At 58.0% G+C, this 22,390-nt stretch carries 21 protein-coding genes; 8 read left to right on the top strand and 13 right to left on the bottom strand.

The features are described 5' to 3' along the window. Nucleotides 1-46 precede the first annotated feature (46 nt). The 8 genes from ettA to gpmI form a co-directional block, all read right to left on the bottom strand. Entirely contained in the window at nucleotides 47-1,714 is a 1,668-nt protein-coding gene (gene ettA, locus GSR16_RS16425) for an energy-dependent translational throttle protein EttA (protein WP_159879260.1), read from the bottom strand. A gap of 88 nt (nucleotides 1,715-1,802) precedes the next feature. Next, the gene (locus GSR16_RS16420) at nucleotides 1,803-2,282 is read right to left on the bottom strand and encodes a DUF456 domain-containing protein (protein WP_159879258.1); all 480 of its coding nucleotides are present in this window, start codon (nucleotides 2,280-2,282) and stop codon (nucleotides 1,803-1,805) included. A 99-nt stretch (nucleotides 2,283-2,381) separates the two neighbouring features. Further along, nucleotides 2,382-4,439 carry a polyphosphate kinase 1 gene (ppk1, locus tag GSR16_RS16415; protein ID WP_159879256.1) on the bottom strand — a complete coding sequence of 686 codons (2,058 nt, stop codon included), beginning with the start codon at nucleotides 4,437-4,439 and terminating at the stop codon, nucleotides 2,382-2,384. 68 nt (nucleotides 4,440-4,507) lie between these two features. Then, nucleotides 4,508-4,780 (bottom strand): oxidative damage protection protein, encoded by a 273-nt coding sequence (locus GSR16_RS16410; RefSeq protein ID WP_045845523.1) that lies wholly within the window; start codon nucleotides 4,778-4,780, stop codon nucleotides 4,508-4,510. Between the two features lie 96 nt (nucleotides 4,781-4,876). Beyond that, nucleotides 4,877-6,184, bottom strand: a complete 1,308-nt coding sequence (gene argA, locus GSR16_RS16405; RefSeq protein WP_159879254.1) for an amino-acid N-acetyltransferase — start codon at nucleotides 6,182-6,184, stop codon at nucleotides 4,877-4,879. Nucleotides 6,185-6,337: 153 nt separating this feature from the next. Beyond that, nucleotides 6,338-7,750, bottom strand: a complete 1,413-nt coding sequence (locus tag GSR16_RS16400; RefSeq protein ID WP_159880880.1) for a S41 family peptidase — start codon at nucleotides 7,748-7,750, stop codon at nucleotides 6,338-6,340. Between the two features lie 47 nt (nucleotides 7,751-7,797). Beyond that, complete coding sequence (locus GSR16_RS16395; protein ID WP_159879252.1) at nucleotides 7,798-9,126, bottom strand: murein hydrolase activator EnvC family protein; 1,329 nt, start codon at nucleotides 9,124-9,126, stop codon at nucleotides 7,798-7,800. Between the two features lie 101 nt (nucleotides 9,127-9,227). Further along, complete coding sequence (gpmI, locus tag GSR16_RS16390) at nucleotides 9,228-10,748, bottom strand: 2,3-bisphosphoglycerate-independent phosphoglycerate mutase (protein ID WP_159879250.1); 1,521 nt, start codon at nucleotides 10,746-10,748, stop codon at nucleotides 9,228-9,230. 113 nt (nucleotides 10,749-10,861) lie between these two features. Here gpmI and GSR16_RS16385 point away from each other — a divergent pair, with 113 nt between their 5' ends. Further along, on the top strand, nucleotides 10,862-11,158 hold the full coding sequence (locus tag GSR16_RS16385) for an ArsR/SmtB family transcription factor (protein WP_045845528.1): 297 nt from the start codon (nucleotides 10,862-10,864) through the stop codon (nucleotides 11,156-11,158). Nucleotides 11,159-11,194: 36 nt separating this feature from the next. Here GSR16_RS16385 and GSR16_RS16380 read toward each other — a convergent pair whose 3' ends face one another. Both GSR16_RS16380 and xseA read right to left on the bottom strand, forming a co-directional pair. After that, on the bottom strand, nucleotides 11,195-11,650 hold the full coding sequence (locus tag GSR16_RS16380) for a DUF4442 domain-containing protein (RefSeq protein WP_159879248.1): 456 nt from the start codon (nucleotides 11,648-11,650) through the stop codon (nucleotides 11,195-11,197). 83 nt (nucleotides 11,651-11,733) lie between these two features. Further along, nucleotides 11,734-13,089: an exodeoxyribonuclease VII large subunit gene (gene xseA, locus GSR16_RS16375; RefSeq protein WP_159879246.1), complete on the bottom strand. Its 1,356-nt coding sequence runs from the start codon at nucleotides 13,087-13,089 to the stop codon at nucleotides 11,734-11,736. Nucleotides 13,090-13,470: 381 nt separating this feature from the next. Here xseA and GSR16_RS16370 point away from each other — a divergent pair, with 381 nt between their 5' ends. The 7 genes from GSR16_RS16370 to trhA all read left to right on the top strand — a co-directional run bounded on the left by GSR16_RS16370 (nucleotide 13,471) and on the right by trhA (nucleotide 18,052). After that, nucleotides 13,471-14,094, top strand: coding sequence for a MotA/TolQ/ExbB proton channel family protein (locus GSR16_RS16370; protein ID WP_159879244.1), 624 nt, complete (start codon nucleotides 13,471-13,473; stop codon nucleotides 14,092-14,094). Further along, complete coding sequence (locus tag GSR16_RS16365) at nucleotides 14,091-14,510, top strand: ExbD/TolR family protein (protein WP_159879242.1); 420 nt, start codon at nucleotides 14,091-14,093, stop codon at nucleotides 14,508-14,510. The genes GSR16_RS16370 and GSR16_RS16365 overlap by 4 nt, the downstream gene beginning before the upstream one ends. Further along, on the top strand, nucleotides 14,507-15,538 hold the full coding sequence (gene lpxK, locus GSR16_RS16360; RefSeq protein ID WP_240902522.1) for a tetraacyldisaccharide 4'-kinase: 1,032 nt from the start codon (nucleotides 14,507-14,509) through the stop codon (nucleotides 15,536-15,538). Before GSR16_RS16365 ends, lpxK begins: the two co-directional genes overlap by 4 nt. Further along, nucleotides 15,528-15,710 carry a Trm112 family protein gene (locus GSR16_RS16355; protein ID WP_159879240.1) on the top strand — a complete coding sequence of 61 codons (183 nt, stop codon included), beginning with the start codon at nucleotides 15,528-15,530 and terminating at the stop codon, nucleotides 15,708-15,710. The genes lpxK and GSR16_RS16355 overlap by 11 nt, the downstream gene beginning before the upstream one ends. Beyond that, entirely contained in the window at nucleotides 15,707-16,468 is a 762-nt protein-coding gene (gene kdsB / locus GSR16_RS16350; protein ID WP_159879238.1) for a 3-deoxy-manno-octulosonate cytidylyltransferase, read from the top strand. Before GSR16_RS16355 ends, kdsB begins: the two co-directional genes overlap by 4 nt. A gap of 79 nt (nucleotides 16,469-16,547) precedes the next feature. Beyond that, nucleotides 16,548-17,204, top strand: a complete 657-nt coding sequence (gene adk / locus GSR16_RS16345; RefSeq protein ID WP_159879236.1) for an adenylate kinase — start codon at nucleotides 16,548-16,550, stop codon at nucleotides 17,202-17,204. A gap of 230 nt (nucleotides 17,205-17,434) precedes the next feature. Next, entirely contained in the window at nucleotides 17,435-18,052 is a 618-nt protein-coding gene (gene trhA / locus GSR16_RS16340) for a PAQR family membrane homeostasis protein TrhA (protein WP_159879234.1), read from the top strand. Between the two features lie 66 nt (nucleotides 18,053-18,118). Here the strand turns inward: trhA and GSR16_RS16335 are convergent, their stop codons facing one another. The 3 genes from GSR16_RS16335 to GSR16_RS16325 all read right to left on the bottom strand — a co-directional run bounded on the left by GSR16_RS16335 (nucleotide 18,119) and on the right by GSR16_RS16325 (nucleotide 22,386). After that, nucleotides 18,119-19,702, bottom strand: a complete 1,584-nt coding sequence (locus GSR16_RS16335) for a DUF3369 domain-containing protein (RefSeq protein WP_159879232.1) — start codon at nucleotides 19,700-19,702, stop codon at nucleotides 18,119-18,121. Beyond that, nucleotides 19,699-21,246, bottom strand: a complete 1,548-nt coding sequence (locus GSR16_RS16330) for a sensor histidine kinase (protein WP_159879230.1) — start codon at nucleotides 21,244-21,246, stop codon at nucleotides 19,699-19,701. Before GSR16_RS16330 ends, GSR16_RS16335 begins: the two co-directional genes overlap by 4 nt. Nucleotides 21,247-21,429: 183 nt before the next feature. Next, nucleotides 21,430-22,386, bottom strand: a complete 957-nt coding sequence (locus GSR16_RS16325; RefSeq protein ID WP_159879228.1) for a DMT family transporter — start codon at nucleotides 22,384-22,386, stop codon at nucleotides 21,430-21,432. Between the last annotated feature and the right edge of the window lie 4 nt (nucleotides 22,387-22,390).

The raw sequence follows: 22,390 nt of genomic DNA, 5'->3' as shown, positions 1-22,390 counted from the left end.
TGACAAAACCCCCGCACGGCGGGGGTTTTGTTTTGCCATAGCTTGATCAGCGGGTGATCGGCTTGTAGCGGATACGCTTGGGTTTGGCACCTTCTTCGCCCAGGCGTTTTTTCTTGTCGGCTTCGTATTCCTGATAGTTGCCGTCAAAGAATGTCCATTGCGATTCGCCTTCCGCCGCCAGGATGTGGGTGGCGATACGGTCCAGGAACCAGCGGTCGTGGGAAATCACGAACACGGTGCCGGCAAATTCCAGCAGCGCATCTTCCAGCGCACGCAGGGTTTCCACGTCCAGGTCATTGGACGGTTCGTCCAGCAGCAACACGTTGCCGCCCTTGAGCAGGGTCTTGGCCAGATGCAGACGGCCACGCTCACCACCGGACAGCATGCCTACCTTCTTCTGCTGGTCGGCACCCTTGAAGTTGAAACGGCCCAGATACGCACGGCTGGACATTTCAAAGCGGCCCACGGTCAGCAGGTCGGCACCACCGGACACGTCGTCGAACACGGTCTTGTCGTCTTCCAGACCTTCACGGCTCTGCTCGACAAAGGCCATCTGCACGGTCTGGCCGATCTTCACCGTACCGCTATCCGGCTGCTCCTTGCCGGCAATCATCTTGAACAGCGTCGATTTACCGGCACCGTTAGGGCCGATGATGCCGACGATGGCACCAGCCGGTGCCTTGAACGACAGGTTGTCGATCAGCAGGCGGTCGCCAAAACCCTTGGATACGCCGTCGAATTCGATTACTTCATTACCCAGGCGCTCGGCTACAGGGATGAAGATTTCCTGGGTCTCGTTGCGCTTCTGGGTTTCGTAGCTGGACAGTTCCTCGAAGCGGGCGATACGCGCCTTGGACTTGGCCTGGCGGCCCTTGGGGTTCTGGCGTACCCATTCGAGTTCCTGCTTCATCGCCTTCATGCGCGCGCCTTCGCTCTTGGCTTCCTTCTCCAGGCGCTCTTCCTTCTGTTCCAGCCAGCTGGAATAGTTGCCCTTCCACGGGATGCCTTCGCCACGGTCCAGTTCCAGAATCCATTCGGCAGCGTTGTCGAGGAAGTAGCGGTCGTGGGTAACGGCCACCACGGTGCCGGGGAAGCGCACCAGGAATTGTTCCAGCCACTCCACCGATTCGGCATCCAGGTGGTTGGTGGGTTCGTCCAGCAGCAGCATGTCCGGTTTGGACAGCAGCAGCTTGCACAGCGCTACACGGCGTTTTTCGCCACCGGACAGCGGGCCGATCTTGGCGTCCCACGGCGGCAGGCGCAGTGCATCGGCGGCCAGTTCCAGCTGCAGTTGTACGTTGTCTCCGGCACCGGCGGAGATGATGGCTTCCAGCTTGGCCTGTTCTTCGGCCAGGGCGTCGAAGTCGGCATCTTCTTCGGCGTAGGCGGCATACACTTCTTCCAGACGCTTTTGCGCGCCCATCACATCACCCATGCCGCTTTCCACTTCTTCGCGCACGGATTTTTCCGGGTCCAGCTGTGGTTCCTGTGGCAGGTAGCCGATTTTCACGCCCGGCAGATGCTGCACTTCACCGTCGTATTCCTTGTCCACATTGGCCATGATGCGCAGCACGGTGGATTTACCCGAACCGTTCAGGCCCAGCAGGCCGATTTTGGCACCCGGGAAGAAGGACAGGGAGATGTCCTTGATGATCTGGCGCTTGGGTGGCACCACTTTGCTCACGCGGAGCATGGACATTACATATTGAGCCATGAGGAACCCTGCTGAAGATAATCGTTAAGCGGAAGATTCTACCAAAAGCGGGCGGGCTGCGCTGAGCTGACCATCTGCCAGCAGCGGATTACCAGAACCAGGCAAAGAGTGCAGTAGCTAGCATGGCAAAGGCACAGCCGAGCTTGGCCACGGTGCCGATCAGGAAACCGGCCAGTGTGCCAAGGCCGACACGCCCGGCCTGCCAGGCATCGCGCCGTGCCAGCAGTTCGCCGATGGCTGCACCTAGCAGCGGCCCCAGGATCACGCCGGGCAGCCCTAGAAACAGACCGGTAATGCTGCCGATGAAGGCTCCCCACAACGCCTGCTTGCTGGCCCCGGTTATGCGGGCCCCCAGCAGGCCGGCGACAAAATCGATGGCCAGGCCCACTACCGTTAGCACGGCCATGATCAGCAGTGCGGTGCTGCCCAGATGCCGGAACTGATCAGTCCAGGCCAGTAGCAGAAAGCCACCCATCATCAGCGGGAGGCCGGGGAGAGCCGGAAACAGCGTGCCGGCCACACCCAGCACGATCAGGACGATGGACAGCAAGACAAACAGGGTTTCCAAGACGTTTTCCTTTGCGAGTGACTGCTGCATAGGAAAACGGCCACCGGGTGGAAGTTCCACCAGATGGCCGTCTGGCCTTGTCATGCAGGGTGTGGATGATTAACGGGCGTATTCTTCCAGCAGCAGGTTCTGGGCGCAGCGTTCCTTGCCACGGCTGGAGCGACGCTTGTAGCTGCCATCGGGCTGCATCTCCCAGGCGTTGACATTGTCTTCCAGGTACAGGCGCAATGCTTCTTTGATTACCCGGCGTTTGACCTTGGGGTCGAGAATGGGCGAGCAGGTTTCAATGCGGCGGAACAGGTTGCGCCCCATCCAGTCTGCACTGGCGATATACAGGTCTTCCTGCTTGTCGTTATAGAAGTAATAGACGCGTGGGTGTTCCAGGAAGCGGCCCACCACCGAGCGGACGGTGATGTTGTCTGACAGCCCCGGTACGCCCGGGCGCAGGGCGCATACCCCGCGTATGATCAGCTGGATCTTCACCCCGGCCTGGCTGGCGCGGTAGAGCGCGTGGATCACCTGTGGTTCCAGCAGGGCGTTCATTTTGGCGATGATCTGTGCCGGGCGACCTTGCTGGGCGTGCTCGATTTCCCGCTCGATGGAGTCGATCAGCAGGCCATGCAGGGTAAACGGACTCTGGTACAGCTGCTTGAGCTGGCTGGCACGGCCCAGGCCGGTGAGCTGTACGAAGATGTCATTTACATCGCTGGCGATGTCTTCATTGCAGGTGAGCAGGCCAAGGTCGGTATAGAAGCGGGCTGTGCGCGGGTGATAGTTGCCGGTACCCAGATGCACATAGCGGCGCAGGCGCTTGTCCTCGCGGCGGATCACCATCAGCATCTTGGCGTGTACCTTGTAGCCGAATACCCCGTATACCACGTGCGCGCCGGCATCTTCCAGATGGCTGGCCCAGCTGATGTTGGCTTCTTCGTCAAAGCGGGCCATCAGTTCCAGTACCACCGTTACCTGCTTGCCGGCACGGGCGGCGGCAATCAGCGACTCCATCAGTACCGAGTCGGTACCGGTGCGGTATACCGTCATCTTGATGGCAACCACCTGCGGGTCGGTCGCGGCCAGGTTCAGCATGTCGATGACAGGCTGGAAGCTCTGGAAGGGGTGGTGCAGCAGGATGTCACCCTTGCGGATGGCTTCGAACAGCGGCTGCTTCTTGCCCAACTGGTCTGGCAGCGAGGGCACGAAGGGCGGGAATTTCAAATCCGGGCGGTCCACCAGATCCGGCACCTGCATCAGCCGCACGAGGTTGACCGGGCCGTTGACGCGGTAGACATCCTGCTTTTTCAGGTTGAACTGGGTGAGCAGGAATTCTTCCATGTGTGGCGGGCAGGTGTCGGCAATCTCCAGCCGTACTGCATCGCCAAACTGGCGCTGGTTCAATTCACCTTGCAATGCCGTGCGCAGGTTTTTCAGGTCTTCGTCTTCCACCGTCAGCTCGCTGTCGCGGGTAACGCGGAACTGGTAGCAGCCCTTTACCGTCATGCCCAGGAACAGCTCATGGACATGTGAGTGCAGGATGGAGGACAGGAAAACAAAGGTATGCGGGTGGCCGCTGCACACTTCCGGCGGCACCTTGATCACGCGCGGCAGAATGCGCGGTGCCTGCACGATGGCGATGTCGGACTGGCGGCCAAAGGCATCGCGTCCTTCCAGCTCCACGGCAAAGTTGAGCGACTTGTTCAGCACCTTGGGGAAGGGGTGGGACGGGTCCAGCCCGATGGGCGTGAGGATGGGCATCAGCTCGTTGCTGAAGAAATCATGCACCCATTCCTGTTGCTGTTCGGTCCATTCGTTACGGCGCAGGAAGATGATGTCTTCTTCACGTAGTGCCGGAAACAATACATCACTCATCACCGCGTATTGCTGGCGTACCAGCTCGTGCGAGGCAGACGAAATGCGCGCCATGATCTGGGCGGGCGTGGAGCCATCGGCCAGAATGCGTCCCGGTGTCAACTGGGCAGTTTCTTTCAGCCAGGCCATGCGCACTTCAAAGAACTCGTCCAGATTGGAGGAGACGATGCACAGGTATTTCAGGCGTTCGAGCAGTGGCAGGCTAGGGTCTTCAGCTTGGGCCAATACTCTGCGGTTGAATTCGATCAGGCCCAGTTCACGGTTAAGCAGCAACTCGTGGCTTTGTGACATACGGTTTTGCGCCAATGGTGATGAGGTGTGGAGACAAAAAAGCCCTCGCGCAGGAGGGCTTGAAACAATTACTGCTGCGGTGGCGTGTAGCCAGCCGGTGCATCGGCACCCTGACCGAAGAAGTAGGCATCCAGCTGTGCTGCCAGATACTGGCGGGCACGCGCATCGGCCAGGCTCAGGCGGTTTTCGTTGATCAGCATGGTCTGATAACGCAGCCAGCCTTGCCAGGCTTCCTTGGAGACATTTTCATATACACGCTTGCCAAGCTCGCCCGGCAGGGGCGGAAAGTCCAGACCTTCGGCCTCGCGACCCAGCTTGATGCAATTGACGTTTCTGGCCATTGCTAATCCTTGCAAAAATTGAACTGAATATACTTCAGTATTGTGTCACAACCATGACGCCCTTCCAACCATGCCGCCGATGTGGCAGGGATTGTTTTACAGCGGCTTGACGAATATCTTGGAGCGACGCTGGTTATTGTAGAAGGCCTGTCGGGCCTGTGGCAGCTGGCCGCGTCCGGCTTCGGCAAAGCCGCGCTCGACAAACCAGTGCGCGGTCTGAGTGGTTAGCACGAACAGCGCTTTCAGGCCACGGGTGCGGGCCTGGTATTCCACGTGCTTGAGCAGGGTTTCGCCAAAGCGGCCTTCACGCCGTTCCGGTGCCACGGCCAGGCAGGCCAGCTCGGCCATGCCCGCCTCGGGGAACACATGCATGGCTACACAGCCGTAGATCTTGCCATCATGTTCCAGCACCGAATACTGGGAGATTTCCATTTCCAGATGCTCGCGGCTGCGCTTGACCAGAATGCCCTGTTCCTCCAGCGGGCGGATCAGGTTCAGGATGGCGCCGATATCATCCACATTGGCATTGCGTACCTTGACCAGCGCATCGCGGGCAATCATGGTGCCGGTGCCGCCATTGGTAAACAGCTCGGCCAGCAAGGAGCCATCCTCATGATGGCTGACCAGATGCGCACGCGGAATGCCGTCGCGCGTGGCCTTGATGGCATAGGGCAGGTAGGCGGTGACATCGCGTTGCAGATGGCCGGCCTGCAGCAGGTCTTCAGCCTGCTGCGCGGTAAGCGAGCTGACAAACTGGCCCAGCTCGTTGGTGACGCCGCGCCCTTCAATCACGAAAATCAGTTTCTCGGCCTTCAGGGCCGAGGCCAGCTGGGCGGCCATTTCTTCCATGGTGAGGTTGAAGGCTTCGCCGGTGACTGAATAGCCCACCGGGGACAGCAGTACCAGTTCACCCGCAGCTAGCCGGGTATTGATGCCGTCCACGTCGATGCGGCGTACCTGGCCGGTGTACTGCATGTCCACGCCATCCAGCACGCCTAGCGGTTGGGCGGTGATGAAGTTGCCGCCGGCCACGCGCAAGTGCGAGCCGAACATGGGTGAGTTGGGCATGCCCATCGACAGCTGCGCTTCGATGCCGTGGCGGGTAGCACCACAGGCCTGCTTGACGATCTCCATGGTGCTGGCATCGGTCACTCGTCGGTCGCGGTGGAACAGCCGGTTCAGGCCGAAGCGCTTGAGCAGGGCTTCGATCTGGGGACGGATGCCATGTACCAGCACCACGCGTACGCCCAGACTGACCAGCAGGTTGATATCCTGCGACAGATTATGAAAACCGCCTTCCATCACGGCTTCGCCGCTGACTGCCAGCACGAAGGTTTTACCGCGGAAGGTATTGATGTAGGGGGCGGCTTCACGGAAGGAGAGGACAAATTCCCGGTTCAGCATTATTGGATAGGCTCCCGCCAGATAAGGACTTCGGAAGCGACAAGCCTAGCAGGAATAGGGCGGGAAGGGCAGGGCTTTTGCCGCTGGTCTGGGAGGGAGTGGAAATGAAAACAGCCACCACTGCACGGGGCAGGGTGGCTGTTGTGGCTGGTATCAATTGCCTTGTTTGATCAGGATTTGCTGAACCTTGAGGATGTTCAGGCCCTGGGACAGCTGGTAATCCTGTTTCGGATTCGGCTCGCGCGGATTTTCCGGACTGGCGTTCTTGTCTTCCTGCGGTTTCGGCGCTTCCTGTTTGATCACAGGTGCTACGGCCGGTTTGGCGGGCTTGGCCGATTTGGATGGTGTTTCATCACCATTCGGATTGGCCAGATGGTTTTCCAGATCCGCTTCACGCACGCGCAGTGCTTGGTCGGCAGCGGTCACGGTAGCGTCTTCCACCACCACGTCTGGCACGATGCCCTTGGCCTGGATCGAGCGGCCACTTGGCGTGAAGTAACGGGCAGTGGTCAGCTTGATACCGCCAGCGCTGCCCAGCGGCAGGATGGACTGTACCGAGCCCTTGCCAAAGGTTTGGGTGCCTACCAGTACTGCACGCTTGTGATCCTGCAGGGCACCGGCAACAATTTCGGATGCCGAGGCCGAGCCGCCGTTTACCAGCACCACCAGCGGTACCTTGTGGGTTTCCTGCGGCAGTACCGACAGCGGGTCCGGCATGCCTGGGCGGCCATAGTTCTGCGCCGAGGCAGTCAGCTTCATCTTGGCATCGGCGGTGCGGCCTTCGGTGTACACCACCAGCGCGTCCTTGGGCAGGAAGGCGGCGGATACCCCAACGGCGCTCGTCAGCAGGCCACCCGGGTCGTCACGCAGGTCCAGCACCAGGCCCTTGAGCGGCTGCTTGTTCTGCTTGGTCATGCTGGCCACGGCTTCGGCCAGGTTTTCGGTGGTGTGCTCCTGGAACTGGGTGATGCGCACATAGCCATAACCCGGTTCCAGTAATTTGGACTTCACGCTCTTGGTCTTGATGATGGCGCGGGTGATGGCAAAGACCAGCGGCTTGGTTTCGTTCTTGCGGGCAATGGTGAGCGTTACCTTGCTGCCGGGTTTGCCACGCATGCGCTTGACGGCATCGTTGAGCGACAGGCCTCGCACCGGGGTGTCATCGATCTTGATGATCAGGTCGCCGCTCTTGATGCCGGCTTTCTGCGCCGGGGTGTCTTCGATCGGGGAGACCACCTTGACCAGCCCGTCTTCGGCACCGATTTCGATGCCGAGGCCGCCAAACTCACCCTGGGTGCCTTCACGCAATTCCTTGAAGGCATCGGCATCCATGTAGTCGGAGTGCGGGTCCAGCCCGCTGAGCATGCCCTTGATGGCCTCGGTGATCAGCTTTTTGTCATCGACCGGGTCGACATAATCCTGCTTGATGCGACCGAATACTTCAGCAAAAGTACGCAACTCATTCAGCGGCAGTGTAGTAGGTTCTTTGCCGGCAAAAGCCTGCACGCTGAGGGTAAGGGCTCCGCCGGCCAGTGCGCCAGCGGCGAGCCAGGCAATTTTTTTCATGCGATGACTAGTCATGTTGTGTGTTGGTCTCCGATACCGCGGGTGGCTTAACGTACCCAGGTTTGCGGGTTGAGAGGTCGTCCCATATGCCGGATTTCAAAGTACAGGCCGGATTCGCCGCTGTCCAGTGCGCCAGTGTTGCCAAGTGTTTCGCCGGCTTTCACTGTGCTGCCCACGCCCTTGCCGATGGATGACAGGCCGGTGTACACCGTCAGGTAATTACCGCCATGATCCACGATCACGGCATTGCCGAATCCGCGCAGCGCATCAGCATACACCACGTTGCCGTCTGCCACTGCATGCACTGGCTGGCCGGGGGCAGTCTTGATGAAAACACCTTTCCAGGATGTGCCCTCGCTACGTGCGCTACCAAAGCGCCCTGCCAGCTGTCCGGATACCGGCATCTTCATGCGGCCCTGCAGACTGGTAAATGCTTTGCCGGCAGCACTGCTGTCTGCGACATCATCCACCGGCTTTTCTTGCGGTACCGGTACGGATTTCTTGGCGACCTCTGGCACTGGCTTGCCTTGCTTACGGGCATTTTCAGCCAGCTTGCGCCGACGTTCGTTTTCCTTTTTCGCTGCGAGTGCCGCAGCCTGGCGTGCCTTGCGTTCTTCGGCGGCCTTGCGGATGGCTTCCTGACGGCGGCGTTCGATTTCCTGGTTGATCTGGGCAATCAGGTTGGTCAGCCGTTTTTCATCTTCCTGCAGCTTGCCTAGCCGGCTTTGTCCAGCCTGGATTTCGCCGGATAGTTTGCTCAGTTGCGCTTGCTTGCTGGACTTATTGTTCAGTAAGGCGTTCTTTTCCCGATTTTTGTGGCTGGACAAGGCATCCAGCCGTGCCAGTTCTTGTTCCAGTTGGAAGGTTAGCGCTTCAAGCTCATGTTGGTGGCTGATCAGCTGCGTCACCATTTGCTGCTGTGCCTTGGCAATATGCTGGTAATACACCATGTCGCGCGAGGTCTGGTTCGGATCGTCGGCATTAAGCATCAGTTTCATGGCGTCATGGTCGCCATTCTTGTACTGCCTGGCCAGCATCTGCGCTACGCGCTGGCGGGTTTCTGCCAGTTTGTGTGCGGTTGCCTGTACTTGATGGCGCAGTTCGGCTAGTTGCTGTGCGGAGTTGTTCTGCTTGTTTTCCAGTTTGGCAATGGCCTGACTGGTTTGGGCAATGGCCTGTTCCGATTCCTGAATTGCGGATTTGGCTTCCTGCTGCACTACCTGCTTCTGCGCCAGGTCTTTTTTCAGACTGTCGATTTCCTTGCGGACCGATTGCAGGTTCTGTTGCTGTGGAGCAGTGGACAAGGGCGGGGAGGCGGGGGAGGGGGCGGCCTGGGCCGCGCCAGCCAGCAGGGCTAGCAGCAATATCGGTTTCATTCCATCTTCGCTTCGGATTACACCTGTTGCCAGCATGATAACAGGCCGCAGCAGGCTGGGCAGCTACATTGCCGGCCTGTGTTGCAGGCCGGCGTGAGCGCTTACTCGAAGTCGATTAGTGAGCGACCGGTCATTTCTGCCGGCTGGGGCAGGCCCATCATGGCCAGCAGGGACGGCGCGATATCACGCAGTGCGCCGCCATCCTTGATGTGAGCCTTGCGGCCAACATACAGGAAGGGCACCTTGTCCAGGGTGTGCTGGGTATGCGGCTGGTGATGTGCGGCATCGTACATCTGTTCGCAATTGCCATGATCGGCAGTGATCAGCACTTCACCACCAGCGTCTCGCATGGCTTCTACACAGCGCTTGACGCAGGCATCCAGCGTTTCTACCGCCTTGACTGCGGCATCAAACTTGCCGGTATGGCCCACCATGTCGCCATTGGCATAGTTGCAGATGATGGCTTGGTACTTGCCGGAAGCAATGGCTTCGACGATGTGGTCAGTCACCTGCGGCGCATTCATTTCCGGCTGCAGGTCGTAGGTGGCCACCTTGGGGGAGGGCACCAGGATGCGGTCTTCACCAGGGTAAACCTGCTCCTCGCCACCGTTGAAGAAATAGGTGACGTGCGGGTATTTCTCGGTTTCGGCAATGCGCAGCTGGGTCAGCCCCAGGCTGGCCAGATATTCGCCAAAACCGTTGCTGATTTTTTGCGGCGCATAGGCAACCGGGTTGCTGTAAGCCTCGCCGTATGAAGTCAGGGTGACAAAGGCGGCCAGTTTGGGTTGGCGGGCGCAGAAGCCATTGAAGGCCGGGTCGGTCAGCGCGCTGCTGAGCTGGCGTGCGCGGTCAGCACGGAAATTCATGAATATGGCTACGTCACCATCCTGCATCTTTACGGCTGCGCCAATGCCGGTTGCGGCAACGAATTCGTCATTCTCATCACGCGCATAGGCTGCGGCCAGTGCCTGCAGGCCGCTGTCGGCATGGTACAGGCCTTCACCTTCCACCAGCAGGCGATAGGCCGGCTCAACACGTTCCCAGCGCTTGTCGCGGTCCATGGCCCAGTAACGACCGGTAACCGAAACCAGACGGGCAGACGGGCAGCTTGCCAGCACTTCATCCAGGCGCTTGAGATAGGTTTCAGCGCTGCGCGGTGGCGTGTCGCGGCCATCCAGGAAAGCATGCACGTAAATATGCGGCACGCCGGCGGCCTGGGCTGCACGGATCAATGCGAAGATATGATTTTCGTGGCTGTGGACACCGCCATCGGACAGTAGTCCCATTACATGCAGTGCCGAGCCTGTTGCTTGCTGGATGGCCTGCTGCAGTACCGGGTTCTGGTCGAAACGGTTTTCGTCAATATCGCAGTCGATACGGCTGATATCCTGTTGGACAATCCGACCTGCGCCGATATTCAGGTGACCCACTTCAGAATTGCCGAACTGTCCCTTGGGCAGGCCGACATAGCCTTCTGAGGCATTGATCACGCCGTAGGGATATCGCTGTTTCAGAGCGTCCCAGGTGGGGGTGCTGGCATGCAGGATGGCATTGTCGTCACCTTCCAGCCGGTGTCCGAAGCCGTCGAGAATAAGGAGTAAAACGGGTGTGATAGCTGTCATGATGTCCACAATCAGAATATTAGAAATTCTTGATGGTATTGATTTTTTTAGTTAGTATTGTACCGTAGTCAAACCAATATAAATACGCATTGCAAACTACTTAGGAGCAGAGCTTGCTGTTCAACGATGACCAGATCGAACAGTCCTCGCGGGCAATGAAGGCGATGTCACATCCGTTGCGCTTGAAGATTATCTCGGTACTGGGCGACCAGGAAGTCAGTGTGCAGGACATTGTGGAGCAGGTGGGAACCTCGCAGAGCAACATCTCCCAGCATCTGGCGATCATGCGGGACAAAGGGGTTCTCCGGACGCGCAAAGATGCCAATCGGGTTTATTACCGCGTTGGCGATATCCGGACGCTGGAAGTACTGAAGATGATGCGCGAAGTATTCTGTGGTTTTGTCGACTGACCTTTCTGTTGGCAGTTACCTATCAAAAAAGGCCGCTCAGCGGCCTTTTTTACGTCTTACATACAAGGTTTTGTTCACGGTGGCTACGATGTCGCCGGTTTCGTCGCGGATATCCACTTTCAGCTCCGGCAAGTATTTCTCCCCACCGGCGGTGCGTTGTCGGATGTCCTGCAGCTGGTTTTCCTGCAGGCTGAAGCAGGCGCTCACCACGCCCTTGCCCGGCTTGTGATATTCGATTGCACCTGCCTTGTCCCACACCACGTAGTCGCGTCCTAGCGACTGCATCAGCATCAGCATGAAAAACGGATCGGTCATGGAGTACAGGCTGCCGCCAAAATGCACCCCGACATAATTGCGGTTGGTCAGCCCCAGGCGCAGCCGGACATCGATCTGCTTCCAGTCGGATGCGATGTGGCAAACTTTGATGCCGGCCCCGAGAAAGGGAGGCCATAGATTGATCAGGGTTTTGAGCAGGCGTGGGGATGGCTTCATGGTTGCATCATTCAAACGGTTGTTTGATTTGTATGCTCAACAAAAAGCCAATCCCTGTCAAGCCATGGCCTGGCTGCCTGCTTTCAGAAAGGTAGCTCGGGCTGTGCCCCTTGTGGATGATCAATCACGGCCTCGGTTACACCTTCTGCCAGCCGTAACTGTACTCTTTCCTGATTGAGCAGTTCTTGCGGGGATTTCACCGCGTGGCCATCGCTTTTTTGCACGATGGCATAACCCCTGCTTAGGACCGCCTCCGGATTCATCGCTTCCAGCGTGCTGCCATGTTGCAGCAAGGATTGCTGTCTTTGCTGCAGAGTCTGGCGCATGGCTCGCTGTAACTGCCTACCCAACTGGCTGAGCTGTTCTTGTTGTTGTGTCAGCTGCGGTTGGTGGCGTTGTAGCTGGCTGTTTGCCAGTTGCAGGCTGAAGCGGCGGCGGGCAAACAGGCTGTCCAGGCCGCGCTGCAGCCGACCCTTTGCCTGTTGCAGGCTCAGAGCCTGGCGCCGCAAGGTGTCACCGGGATGGTGAAGTCGGCGTGCCAGATAATCCAGTCGCTGGGATTTATCGACCAGCAGCCGTCCCAGCGCGCGCTCCAGACCGCGTTTGCCTTGGTCCAGCTGCTGTCTCAACTGTTCCTGGCTGGGCGAAACCAGCTCCGCCGCTGCCGTGGGTGTGGGGGCGCGTTGGTCGGCAACAAAATCGCAGATGGTGAAGTCGGTTTCGTGGCCAACCCCGCTGACAATGGGGATGCGGGATGCCGCTACGGCGCGGGCGACGATTTCCTCATTGAATGACCACAAGTCTTCAATGCTGCCGCCGCCACGGCAGACGATCAGTACTTCAACCTCCTGCCTTGCCGACGCCTGTTCGATGGCTGTTGCAATCTGGCGTGCAGCGCTTTCGCCCTGTACCTGGGCGGGGTAAAGAATGACCGGAATGCTGGGCATACGTCGCCCCAGCGTAGTGACCACGTCGCGCAGTGCTGCAGCCGCGGGGGATGTGACGATGCCTATGGCGGCGGGGTGGGTCGGGAGCGGGCGCTTGCGTGCAGCATCGAACAAGCCTTCCGCTTGTAGTTTGTTCTTCAGCTTTTCGAAGGCTTCATACAGGCGGCCCAGACCGGCGGAGCGCATGGTGTCGACGTTGATCTGGTAATCACCCCGAGCCTCGTACAGCGTCACCAATCCTTTGAGTTCCACCTGCATGCCTTCTGCCAGGCGAAACGGTAGCAGGGACAGTTTGTGGCGGAACATGACGCAGCGGATCTGCGCACCTGCGTCCTTGAGCGAGAAATAGGCATGGCCGGATGCTGCCAGTGTCAGGTTGGATATTTCCCCGCCAATCCACATCGGCGGCAAGCCTGACTCCAGCAGATCTCGCACCATGCGGTTGAGGGAAGAAACACTGATGACATCATTGGCCTTGCTATTGAAATTCATGCTTGTCAAGTCATCCACAGAAAAATATCCGGTTTTTGTCGATAGTAAATTGTCAGACAAAACTGGAGAGAGTGTTTATATACCGAATAAAATTATGTTAAAAAACAAATACCTGAGTGAGTTGTGCAAAATGAGGGCAATCAGGTGGAAAGGGCTTTGGATCTGAGTCTGGCTTGACTGTGCACAAGCTTATCAACAAAGTTATCCACAGCATCTGTGGATGTCATCAAATTTTCCTTAGAAAATCAAAACTTAGCGAATATTCTTGTACAGACTTGCGAAATGGCATTTTTTGCCGGGCTCAGATCGCGGGCCATGGTTGCCGAGAAGTCTGGCAACCGCTAAAGTTTAGCGTTTAGCTATAGCTTTGGAGAATGTTTCGTGTGGTCAATTGTTGAAGCGGCCGGCTGGCCGATCTGGACCATCATTCTGGCCTCGGTCATTTCGCTGGCCATCATCTTCGAGCGTCTGTTCAGTTTGCGCGCCTCGCTGATCGTACCGGAAGGATTGCTGGCGCAGACGGTAGCTGAATTCCGCCGTGCCGGCGCATCGTCAGAATTACTACAACTGCTGCAAAACCATTCGCCGCTGGGCAAGCTGTTTGCCGCCGGCCTGCGCAATGTCAGCGGCAGCCGTGAAGTGATGAAAGATGCCATCGAAGACGAAGGTCGGGTGGTGGCTCATCATTTGGAGCGTTTCCTCAATACCTTGGGGACCATCGCCGCCATGGCACCGCTGCTGGGTTTGCTGGGCACCGTGATCGGCATGATCGAAATCTTCGGTTCCCAGGCTCCTGGCGGTTCCAGTAACCCGCAGCAGTTGGCGCATGGTATTTCCATCGCGCTCTACAACACGGCATTCGGCCTGATCGTGGCCATTCCCAGCATGATGTTCTATCGCCACTTCCGCGCCCGCGTGGACGGCCTGCTGGTGGAGATGGAGGCCCAGGCGGTGAAGCTGGTGGAAGTGGTGCATGGCGAACGCCAGAATGGTAGCCAGCCATGAATTTCCGTCGCGGCCGGCAGCGCGAGGAGCCGGAAATCAACTTCATTCCCATGATCGACCTGCTGTTGGTGATTCTGATTTTCCTGATGGTCACCACCACCTATTCGAAATTTGCCGAGATGAAAATCAACCTGCCCAGTGCGCAGGGAGAAACCAGCCAGCAGGTAGCGGCACCGATTACGGTGGCGGTGGCGGCCAGCGGTGAAATGGAAATTGACGGACGCAAACTGGCTGCCGGTGACAAGGCAGCACTGCAGGCGCAGCTGCGCGATGCGGCGGCAGGCAAGAAAGACCCGGTTGTGGTGGTGAATGCAGATGCCAAGGCGACGCACCAGTCGGTGGTCAGTGTCATGGAGGCGGCGCGTGCAGCAGGTTTGACGCAGTTGACCTTTGCCACGCAGAACATCACGCCGTGAGCCGGATCAGTCAGCGTATCGAGCGCCACTGGTATCAACCGGTATGGTGGCTGACAGCCCTTCTGGCTCCGCTGGAAGGGCTATTTGCACTATTGTCCACCTTACGCCGGCTGGCTTATCGCCACGGCGTGTGGCGCAGCCATCAACTGCCGGTTCCTGTTGTCGTCATCGGCAATATCAATGTCGGTGGTGTAGGCAAGACGCCGTTGACGCTCAGCCTGCTGGCCGAGCTGCAAGCCTGCGGCGTCAGGGTGGGCGTGATCAGCCGTGGCTATGGTGGCAACCATCGGCAAGCAATGCTGGTCACGGCTGATAGCTCTGCAAGTGTGGTGGGCGACGAACCCTTGCTGCTGGCGGCCAGCGGCGTGCCGGTGGTGGTTGGCCGGGACCGGGTGGCCGCAGGCATGCACTTGTTGCGCCTGTACCCCGAAACACAGCTGATCCTGACCGATGATGGCCTGCAGCATTATCGTTTGGCCCGCACGCTGGAGCTGGTGGTGCTGGACGGGCGGCGCGGGCTGGGTAACGGACACCTGTTGCCCGGTGGCCCCTTGCGCGAGCCTGCCAGCCGCCTGGCCAGCGTTGATGCCGTTGTGGTCAATGGTCATGGTGCCGACTTGCCCTTGCCGGCAGACTTGCCGCGTTTTGACATGCAATTGCAGTGCGGGATGTTGCAATCGCTGGCGCAGCCTGAGCGTTATTGCTCGCCAGATGATTTTGCCGGGCAGCCGGTGATTGCGCTGGCTGGCATCGGCCACCCGGAGCGTTTTTTCCAAACCTTGCAACAGCAGGGCCTGACCTTGCAGCAATGCCTGCATTTTCCCGATCATCATGTTTTCAGCGCTGCCGATTTGCCTGACGGCGACAGTCCCGTCATCGTCACCAGCAAAGATGCGGTGAAATTGCGGGGAGTGATTCATGATGCGGCGCAGCGTGCTAGACTATGGGTCCTGCCGGTTGCGGCACAGCTGACGCCGGACCTTGCCGGCTGGCTACTTTCCCGATTGAAGATACGACATGGACGCTAAATTTCTGGACATCCTGGTGTGCCCGCTGTGCAAGGGCCCGCTGGTATTCGACAAGACCCGGCAGGAACTGATCTGCAAGGGCGATCGTCTGGCTTTCCCGATCAAGGACGGCATCCCGATGATGCTGGAAACCGAAGCCCGTGAGCTGGCGGCGGAAGAAGAAGTGAAATGAACGGTTTTTCCGTCGTCATTCCGGCACGCATGGCGTCCAGCCGTTTGCCGGGCAAGCCGCTGGCCGACCTGGCCGGCAAGCCCATGGTGGTGCGCGTTGCCGAACAGGCTGCCCGCAGCCAGGCAAGCCAGGTGGTGGTGGCGACGGATCACCACGACATCCTGCAAGCCTGTGCCGCGCATGGCATCGAAGCGGTGATGACGCGGGAAGATCACGCCAGCGGTACCGACCGTCTGGCTGAAGTGGCGCAGCGCATGCAATGGCCGGCCGAACAGGTGGTGGTGAATGTACAGGGCGATGAGCCCTTGATCGACCCGGCCCTGATCGACAAGCTGGCGGCACTGATGGCTGAAACCGGGGTGCCAATGGCAACGGTAGCGCACCCGTTTCATGCCGCACAAGACATGTTCAACCCCAATGTGGTCAAGGTGGTGCTGGACCATGCTGGGCGGGCCCTGTATTTCAGCCGGGCGCCCATTCCCTATGCCCGTGACGCGTTTGCACACGATACAAGCGTCCTGCCCGCCGACCTACCGGTCCTGCGGCACATCGGCATGTATGCCTATCAGGCAGGTTTTTTGCAGACCTACAGCGCATTGAGCCCGGCACCTCTGGAGCAGTTTGAAGCACTGGAACAGCTGCGCGTGTTGTGGCATGGCTACCCCATCATGGTGGCCACTGTGCGTGAAGCACCCGCTGCCGGTGTGGATACGCCGGCCGATCTGGAACGGGTGCGTGCCGTACTGGCCGGATGCTGAGCGCCGGGCAAGGCCGCAATGCAAGACGGTCGATGAACACCAATCACAATAAACGACATACAAACTGACGGGAGTAATTATGCGATTGATTCTGTTGGGCGCTCCGGGCGCAGGCAAGGGTACCCAGGCAAACTATATCCGCGAGGAATTCGGCATTCCGCAGATTTCCACTGGCGACATGCTGCGTGCAGCCGTCAAGGCCGGCACGCCGCTGGGTCTGGAAGCCAAGGCCATCATGGATGCAGGTGGTCTGGTACGCGATGACATCATCATCGGTCTGGTGAAGGAGCGTATTGCTCAGGACGACTGTGCCAAGGGTTTCCTGTTTGATGGTTTCCCGCGCACTATTCCGCAAGCCGAGGCCATGATCGCTGCCGGTGTGGATATCGACTTCGTAGTGGAAATCGACGTACCTGATGCCGCTATCATTGAGCGCATGGCTGGTCGCCGTGTGCATCTGGCTTCCGGCCGTACTTACCACATTACCTTCAACCCGCCGAAAGTGGCTGGCAAGGATGACGAAACCGGTGAAGACCTGATCCAGCGTGATGATGACCACGAAGACACCGTGAAGAAACGTCTGGCGGTGTATCACGAGCAGACCGAGGTTCTGGTTGGCTTCTATGGCCAGCGCGCTGCCAGTGGCGATGCCAAGGCACCCAAATACGTCAAGATCGACGGCACTCAGCCGGTTGACGTGGTGCGTGGCAATGTGCTGAAGGCACTGGCTGTCTGAGCGACAGTTTTTGCTGCCGATGTGACAAAGCGGGCTACGGCCCGCTTTGTTTTTGTATACTGCTTCTTATTGCCAAGGCGGCTGCAATGACTTGTTTTGCCGGATTTTGCCGCAAACTATCTATTGCCTTGCAGGAACTGCCTGCAAGCGGGTGCTGCCCAAGCAGCTGTCCGGATATACGGCGATGCCGCTGACCGGATCACATGGTCGCAGTGAGAAGAGAGAAATACATGTATTACGGAGAGCGCTTTAACGGCATTTCCCACCTGATTGGTACCGTGCTGGCAATCACCGGGCTGATCAGCCTGGTGTATGTGGCTGCCGAGCAGGGAGACCCGTGGAAGATCGTCAGCTTCAGCCTGTATGGCACGACACTGGTGCTGCTGTATCTGGTTTCCACCCTGTACCACAGTGCAAAAGGGCGGGCTAAGGCAATTTTGCAGAAGTGCGACCACTCAGCCATTTATCTTCTGATCGCAGGCAGTTATACGCCGTATTGTCTGGTCACGTTGCGCGGAGCCTGGGGCTGGACGCTGTTTGGTCTGAGCTGGGGGCTGGCCATTTTCGGTATTGTCCAGGAGCTGACACTGGGCCGGCGGACTCGTCTGCTGTCGATGATTCTATATGTGGTAATGGGTTGGCTGGTGGTGATTGCCATGCAGCCGCTGATTGCGGCCATGTCGTGGGGCGGCTTGTTCTGGCTGGCGCTGGGCGGCCTGATCTACAGCGTAGGCATTTATTGGTTTCTCAATGACGAAAAAATCCGTCACGGTCATGGTATCTGGCATCTGTTTGTGATGGGCGGCAGCATTTGCCAGTTTGTCAGCGTGATGTTCTACGTTGCCTGAGTGTTGCCCATGCATTGAAAAAGCCGCCCTGGTCTGTCAGGGCGGCTTTTTTTGTGCTGGCTGGTGCTACAGCTCGAAGGGCAGGCGTTTTTCTTCCACCAAAGTACACAGGGCGGTAACCACGACCGGGTCAAACTGGCTACCGGCGCGGCTACGGATGTAGTCCAGTGTTTCGGACAGTTCCCATGGCTCTTTATAAGGGCGCTTGTTGAGCAGGGCATCAAAGACATCGACAACGGCCACAATTCGCGCTGACAGGGGAATGTTCTGCCCCTGCAGTTTTTGCGGATAGCCATTGCCATCGAAGTGTTCATGATGACCGCCAGCAATTTCAGAACCGAGCGACAAATAGCTTTGTCCTTCCACCATCTGCGCGGATTTGGCCAGGATGTGTGCACCGATGCTGGCATGTTGTTCCATGATGCGGCGTTCATCCGGGTCCAGTTTGCCGGGCTTGAACAGGATGTGATCGGGCGTGCCGACCTTGCCCACATCATGCAGAATGCTGGCCATGCCAACCATGTCCATGAATTCTGCGGTCAGCAGTTCCAGATAATGGCCGTTGTCGCGGATTTCACCGGCAATGGCATGCGTCAGTTTCTGTACGCGCTGAACATGAGCACCGGTATCGGTGTCACGGTATTCGGCCAGGGCGGCCAAGGCCACCACAGTGGCTTCCTGGGAGTGGCGCAGCTGGTTGTAGAGATAGAGATTGTCGTAAGCGGATGAAATGCGCTGGCAGAATACCTCCAGTAGATTGCGTTCCACATCGTCCAGCGGCCAGGGCGGAGTGAAGTGGACGGCAAACTCCCTGCCGTTTTGCGCAGTGATGCACAGTACATCGTAGGGATGCTGGTAGATATTGCGCTTTTCCTGCAAGGCTAGGCGAATGGCCTGGGCCAGCTCCGGGTAGTCGTCCAGGCTGCCTTTTTCCAACAGGCTTTCATAGGCACCAGCTGCTGCCAGGATTTCCAGCAGCGGCCTGCCGGTCATGTCCGGTGTACTTTCCACGCATAGTATGCCATCGGTGCCGACATCCAGAATCGCGCTGATCTGCTTGAGTACGCCGGAAGCGAACTCTTTCAGCGAGAACATTTGGTATAGGTCCGCGGCGCCTTCCAGAATCTTGGCCAGTCCCTGGCGGTTTTTCTCGATGGTGATCAGGTTCTCGTAGGCGCGTAGCGAGGCAATGACGGTAGTGAACAGCTTCTGTACCGTCAGCTCGGTCTTGGTCTTGTAGTCGTTGATATCGTAATTGAGGATGACCTCCTGCTCCGGTGCCTGGCCGGGCTGGCCGGTACGCAGCACGATGCGGGTGGTACCTATCTGCATTTCTTCACGGATGCGGCGTACCAGCCGCAGGCCGGCATCATCGGTTTCCATCACCACATCCAGCAGAATCAGTGCGATATGGTCATGTTTGAGCAGCATTTGCTGCGCTTCGGCCGCCGAGTAGGCACTGAGCAGTTCCAGCCCGCGTTCTTTGTATCGGATGTTGCGAATGGCCAGCGCCGTGGCACTGTGTACATCGGGTTCGTCATCGACGATCAGGATTTTCCAGGGACGCTTATACTGTGGTTGCTGGCTTTCCTGTTCCGCAGGGTCGTCCTCCAGCAGCCAGTTGTCATCGTTATCCTGTTGCTGGCTCATTCCCTTGCCTCCTTGTGCGGAATTTCCGGAGCAATACACGGCATGGTGATGGTAAAGGTGCTGCCCTTGCCGGGTTCGCTATGAACTTCTATGGTACCGCCCAGTCGTTGCCGGATGATGTTGTACACGATATGCAGACCCAGTCCGCTGCCACCGCTGCCGCGGCGGGTGGTGAAGAAGGGGTCGAAGACGCGGTTGAGATTTTCGGTGGGAATGCCTTTACCATCATCCTTGACGCTGAGGCGGATTTCGCTGTTGCTGCAGCGTTCTGCATGAATGTGGATGGAGCCGCCGGGCTTTTCGTCAAATCCGTGCACCAGTGCATTGACCAGTAGATTGGTGACAACCTGTGATACTGCTCCGGGGTAGCTGTCCAGCAGCAGGTCGTCTTCGCAGTCGATGGAAATGCTGGTTTGTGAACGCTTGAAGCGTGGCTTCAGGCTGGTGACGATTTCATTGAGATAGTCGTTGAGCTGGAAGTCGCGGCGCTGCTCGCTGGTCTGGTCGACTGCCACCTGTTTGAAGCTGTGAATCAGGTTGGCTGCGCGTTCGGCATTGGACAGTATCAGTTCGCAACACTCCTTGGCCGTATCCAGATACGCCTGGAAGTCACTTTTCTTGACGCCGCCGTTGTCCAGTTTTTCGGTGATATGCAGGGTGGTGGTGGCAAGATGGGAGGCCGTGGTCAGGGTAATTCCCACCGGGGTGTTAATCTCGTGGGCTACGCCAGCAACCAGGCTACCCAGCGAGGCCAGTTTTTCGGTTTCAACCAGGGTCTGTTGGGTTTGTACCAACTGGCGCAGCGCCTGCTCGGCATTGTCCCGTTCCTGGCGCGCTTGCGCCTCGGCACTGGTACGCATGGCAAGATCGGCCGAGATACGGTCGACAATGCGGTTGAAACTGTGGGTGACCGCACCGAACTCATCCTGGGTTTGCTGTTCCAGTCGCAATGATTTTGCATCGTCGCTGCTGGCAGCCTGATTCAGTGCTTCCTGCAGCCGCTTAAGTGGATCAAAAACAAAACGGTTCAGGTTGTAGGTCATCACAATGAAGATGAGACCGTCCAGAATCAGGATTTCCACCAGGATTTCCAGCAAGTGCATGCGCTGGCGGTGTTCCAGCTGGCTACGGGAAAGATAGACGGTGGCAGTTCCAAGCTTTTCCCGGTTCTGGTAGATGATGGGGATGTTCAGCACATCATCGCTGCTGGGCTTTTCTGCCGGTGCCATATCACGCAATGTGGCGTTGTCGGTATTGCGGCTTCGACCGATATTCAGCCCGGCATCGCCGGTGATGCGAATGGCAAGTACGGAACTCCAGCCCAGCTCGGCATCCAGAGTAAGGCGGGTATAGGAGTCATCCATCTGCCATACACCATGTGGCAATGACAGCGATAGACGCGCTTGCAGCGATGCGCGCTGAGCCTGGTAGTCTTCTTCGTCCTGACTGCGGTTTTGCTTGTACGACAACAGTCCGGTGATGGCCACAATCACCGTTACCCCTATCATCAGCCAGAGCCTGAGCTTGGATTTGATGCTATTCATTGCTTTTATTATCCTTTTTGCCCTGCTTAATCCTAGGAAGTCTTCCTGGGAAATGCCACTTTTGCTTGTCAGGCATGGTGTCATCGCTTTGATGAGACTGTCACGGCAATCCAGTGCCAAATGCATAATTTACTGGCTTACGGTTGCAAATAGCACCACATTATTTGAATTGTGGCTAGGGAATCACACGTTTTTGCTGGGGTCAGGTTGAGGGTTAACACATTGCTGACTGATTGCCACCGGGCGGTGCTGTCGACCCAGCCGCAGTCTGGGCAGTTTCTGCAGCAATAGCCCACCCAGGATCAGCGCCAAACCCAGCAAGGTCGACGGCAGTATCTGCTCTCCCACGATAAAGTGAATCAGACCCAGCGAAAGCAGGGGGGAGAGGAAAATCAGATTGGCGATCCGCGCTGTACTGTTGGTGAGTTTCATGGCACTGAGCCACAAGACAAAGGTAAAACCCATTTCCAGAGCTCCGACATATGCGGCTCCCGCCAGTCCTTGCCATGCGACAGCATGCAGTTCACCGGTTATGGCACAGAACAGCAGGCTTAGCGGCAGTGAGAGCAGAAAATTGAGTGCCAGCCCCAGTATGGGTTCGCGCTGGTCCCGGGCATTAAGGACCCAGTAGGTGGCCCACAGCAGAGTGGATGCCAGTGCATAGCCTACACCGGCCAAACTGGAAAAATGCAGGCTGAACAGCTGGCCATGGGTGCCGATAACCAGCACGCCCAGGTAGCAGATGACTGCGGCTCCCGCATCGTTCAGGCTCAGTTTGTGCTTGAGCAAGGGCACGGACAGCAGGGTCATGGTCAGTGCCCAGGTGTAGTTGATGGCCTGAGCCTCCTGCGCGGGAAGCAGCGCATAGGCCTTGAACAAGAGCAGGTAATAGACCAGCGGGTTGACTGTGCCCAGCAGGAGTGAGCGACGCCAGTGCTGGCGTATTGCCGGCAGCAGGCTGCTCAGGCGCCTCTGATATAGCAGGATGCCAAGCAGGCTGGCGGTAGAGGCAAGGCTTGCATACAGGACAAGCTGTGCAGGCGTCAGGTGCGCCAGGCTGATTTTGAAGGCAGTGGCCACCGTAGACCAGACAAGTACGGCACTCAGCCCGTACACATAGGCTTTCTTCTGTTGATGCAAAAGT

The organism is Aquitalea denitrificans (assembly GCF_009856625.1).
GTDB classification, from domain to species: domain Bacteria; phylum Pseudomonadota; class Gammaproteobacteria; order Burkholderiales; family Chromobacteriaceae; genus Aquitalea; species Aquitalea denitrificans.
Note: the sequence above shows the minus strand (reverse complement) of the source record. Positions and strands in the feature narration are given on the sequence as shown.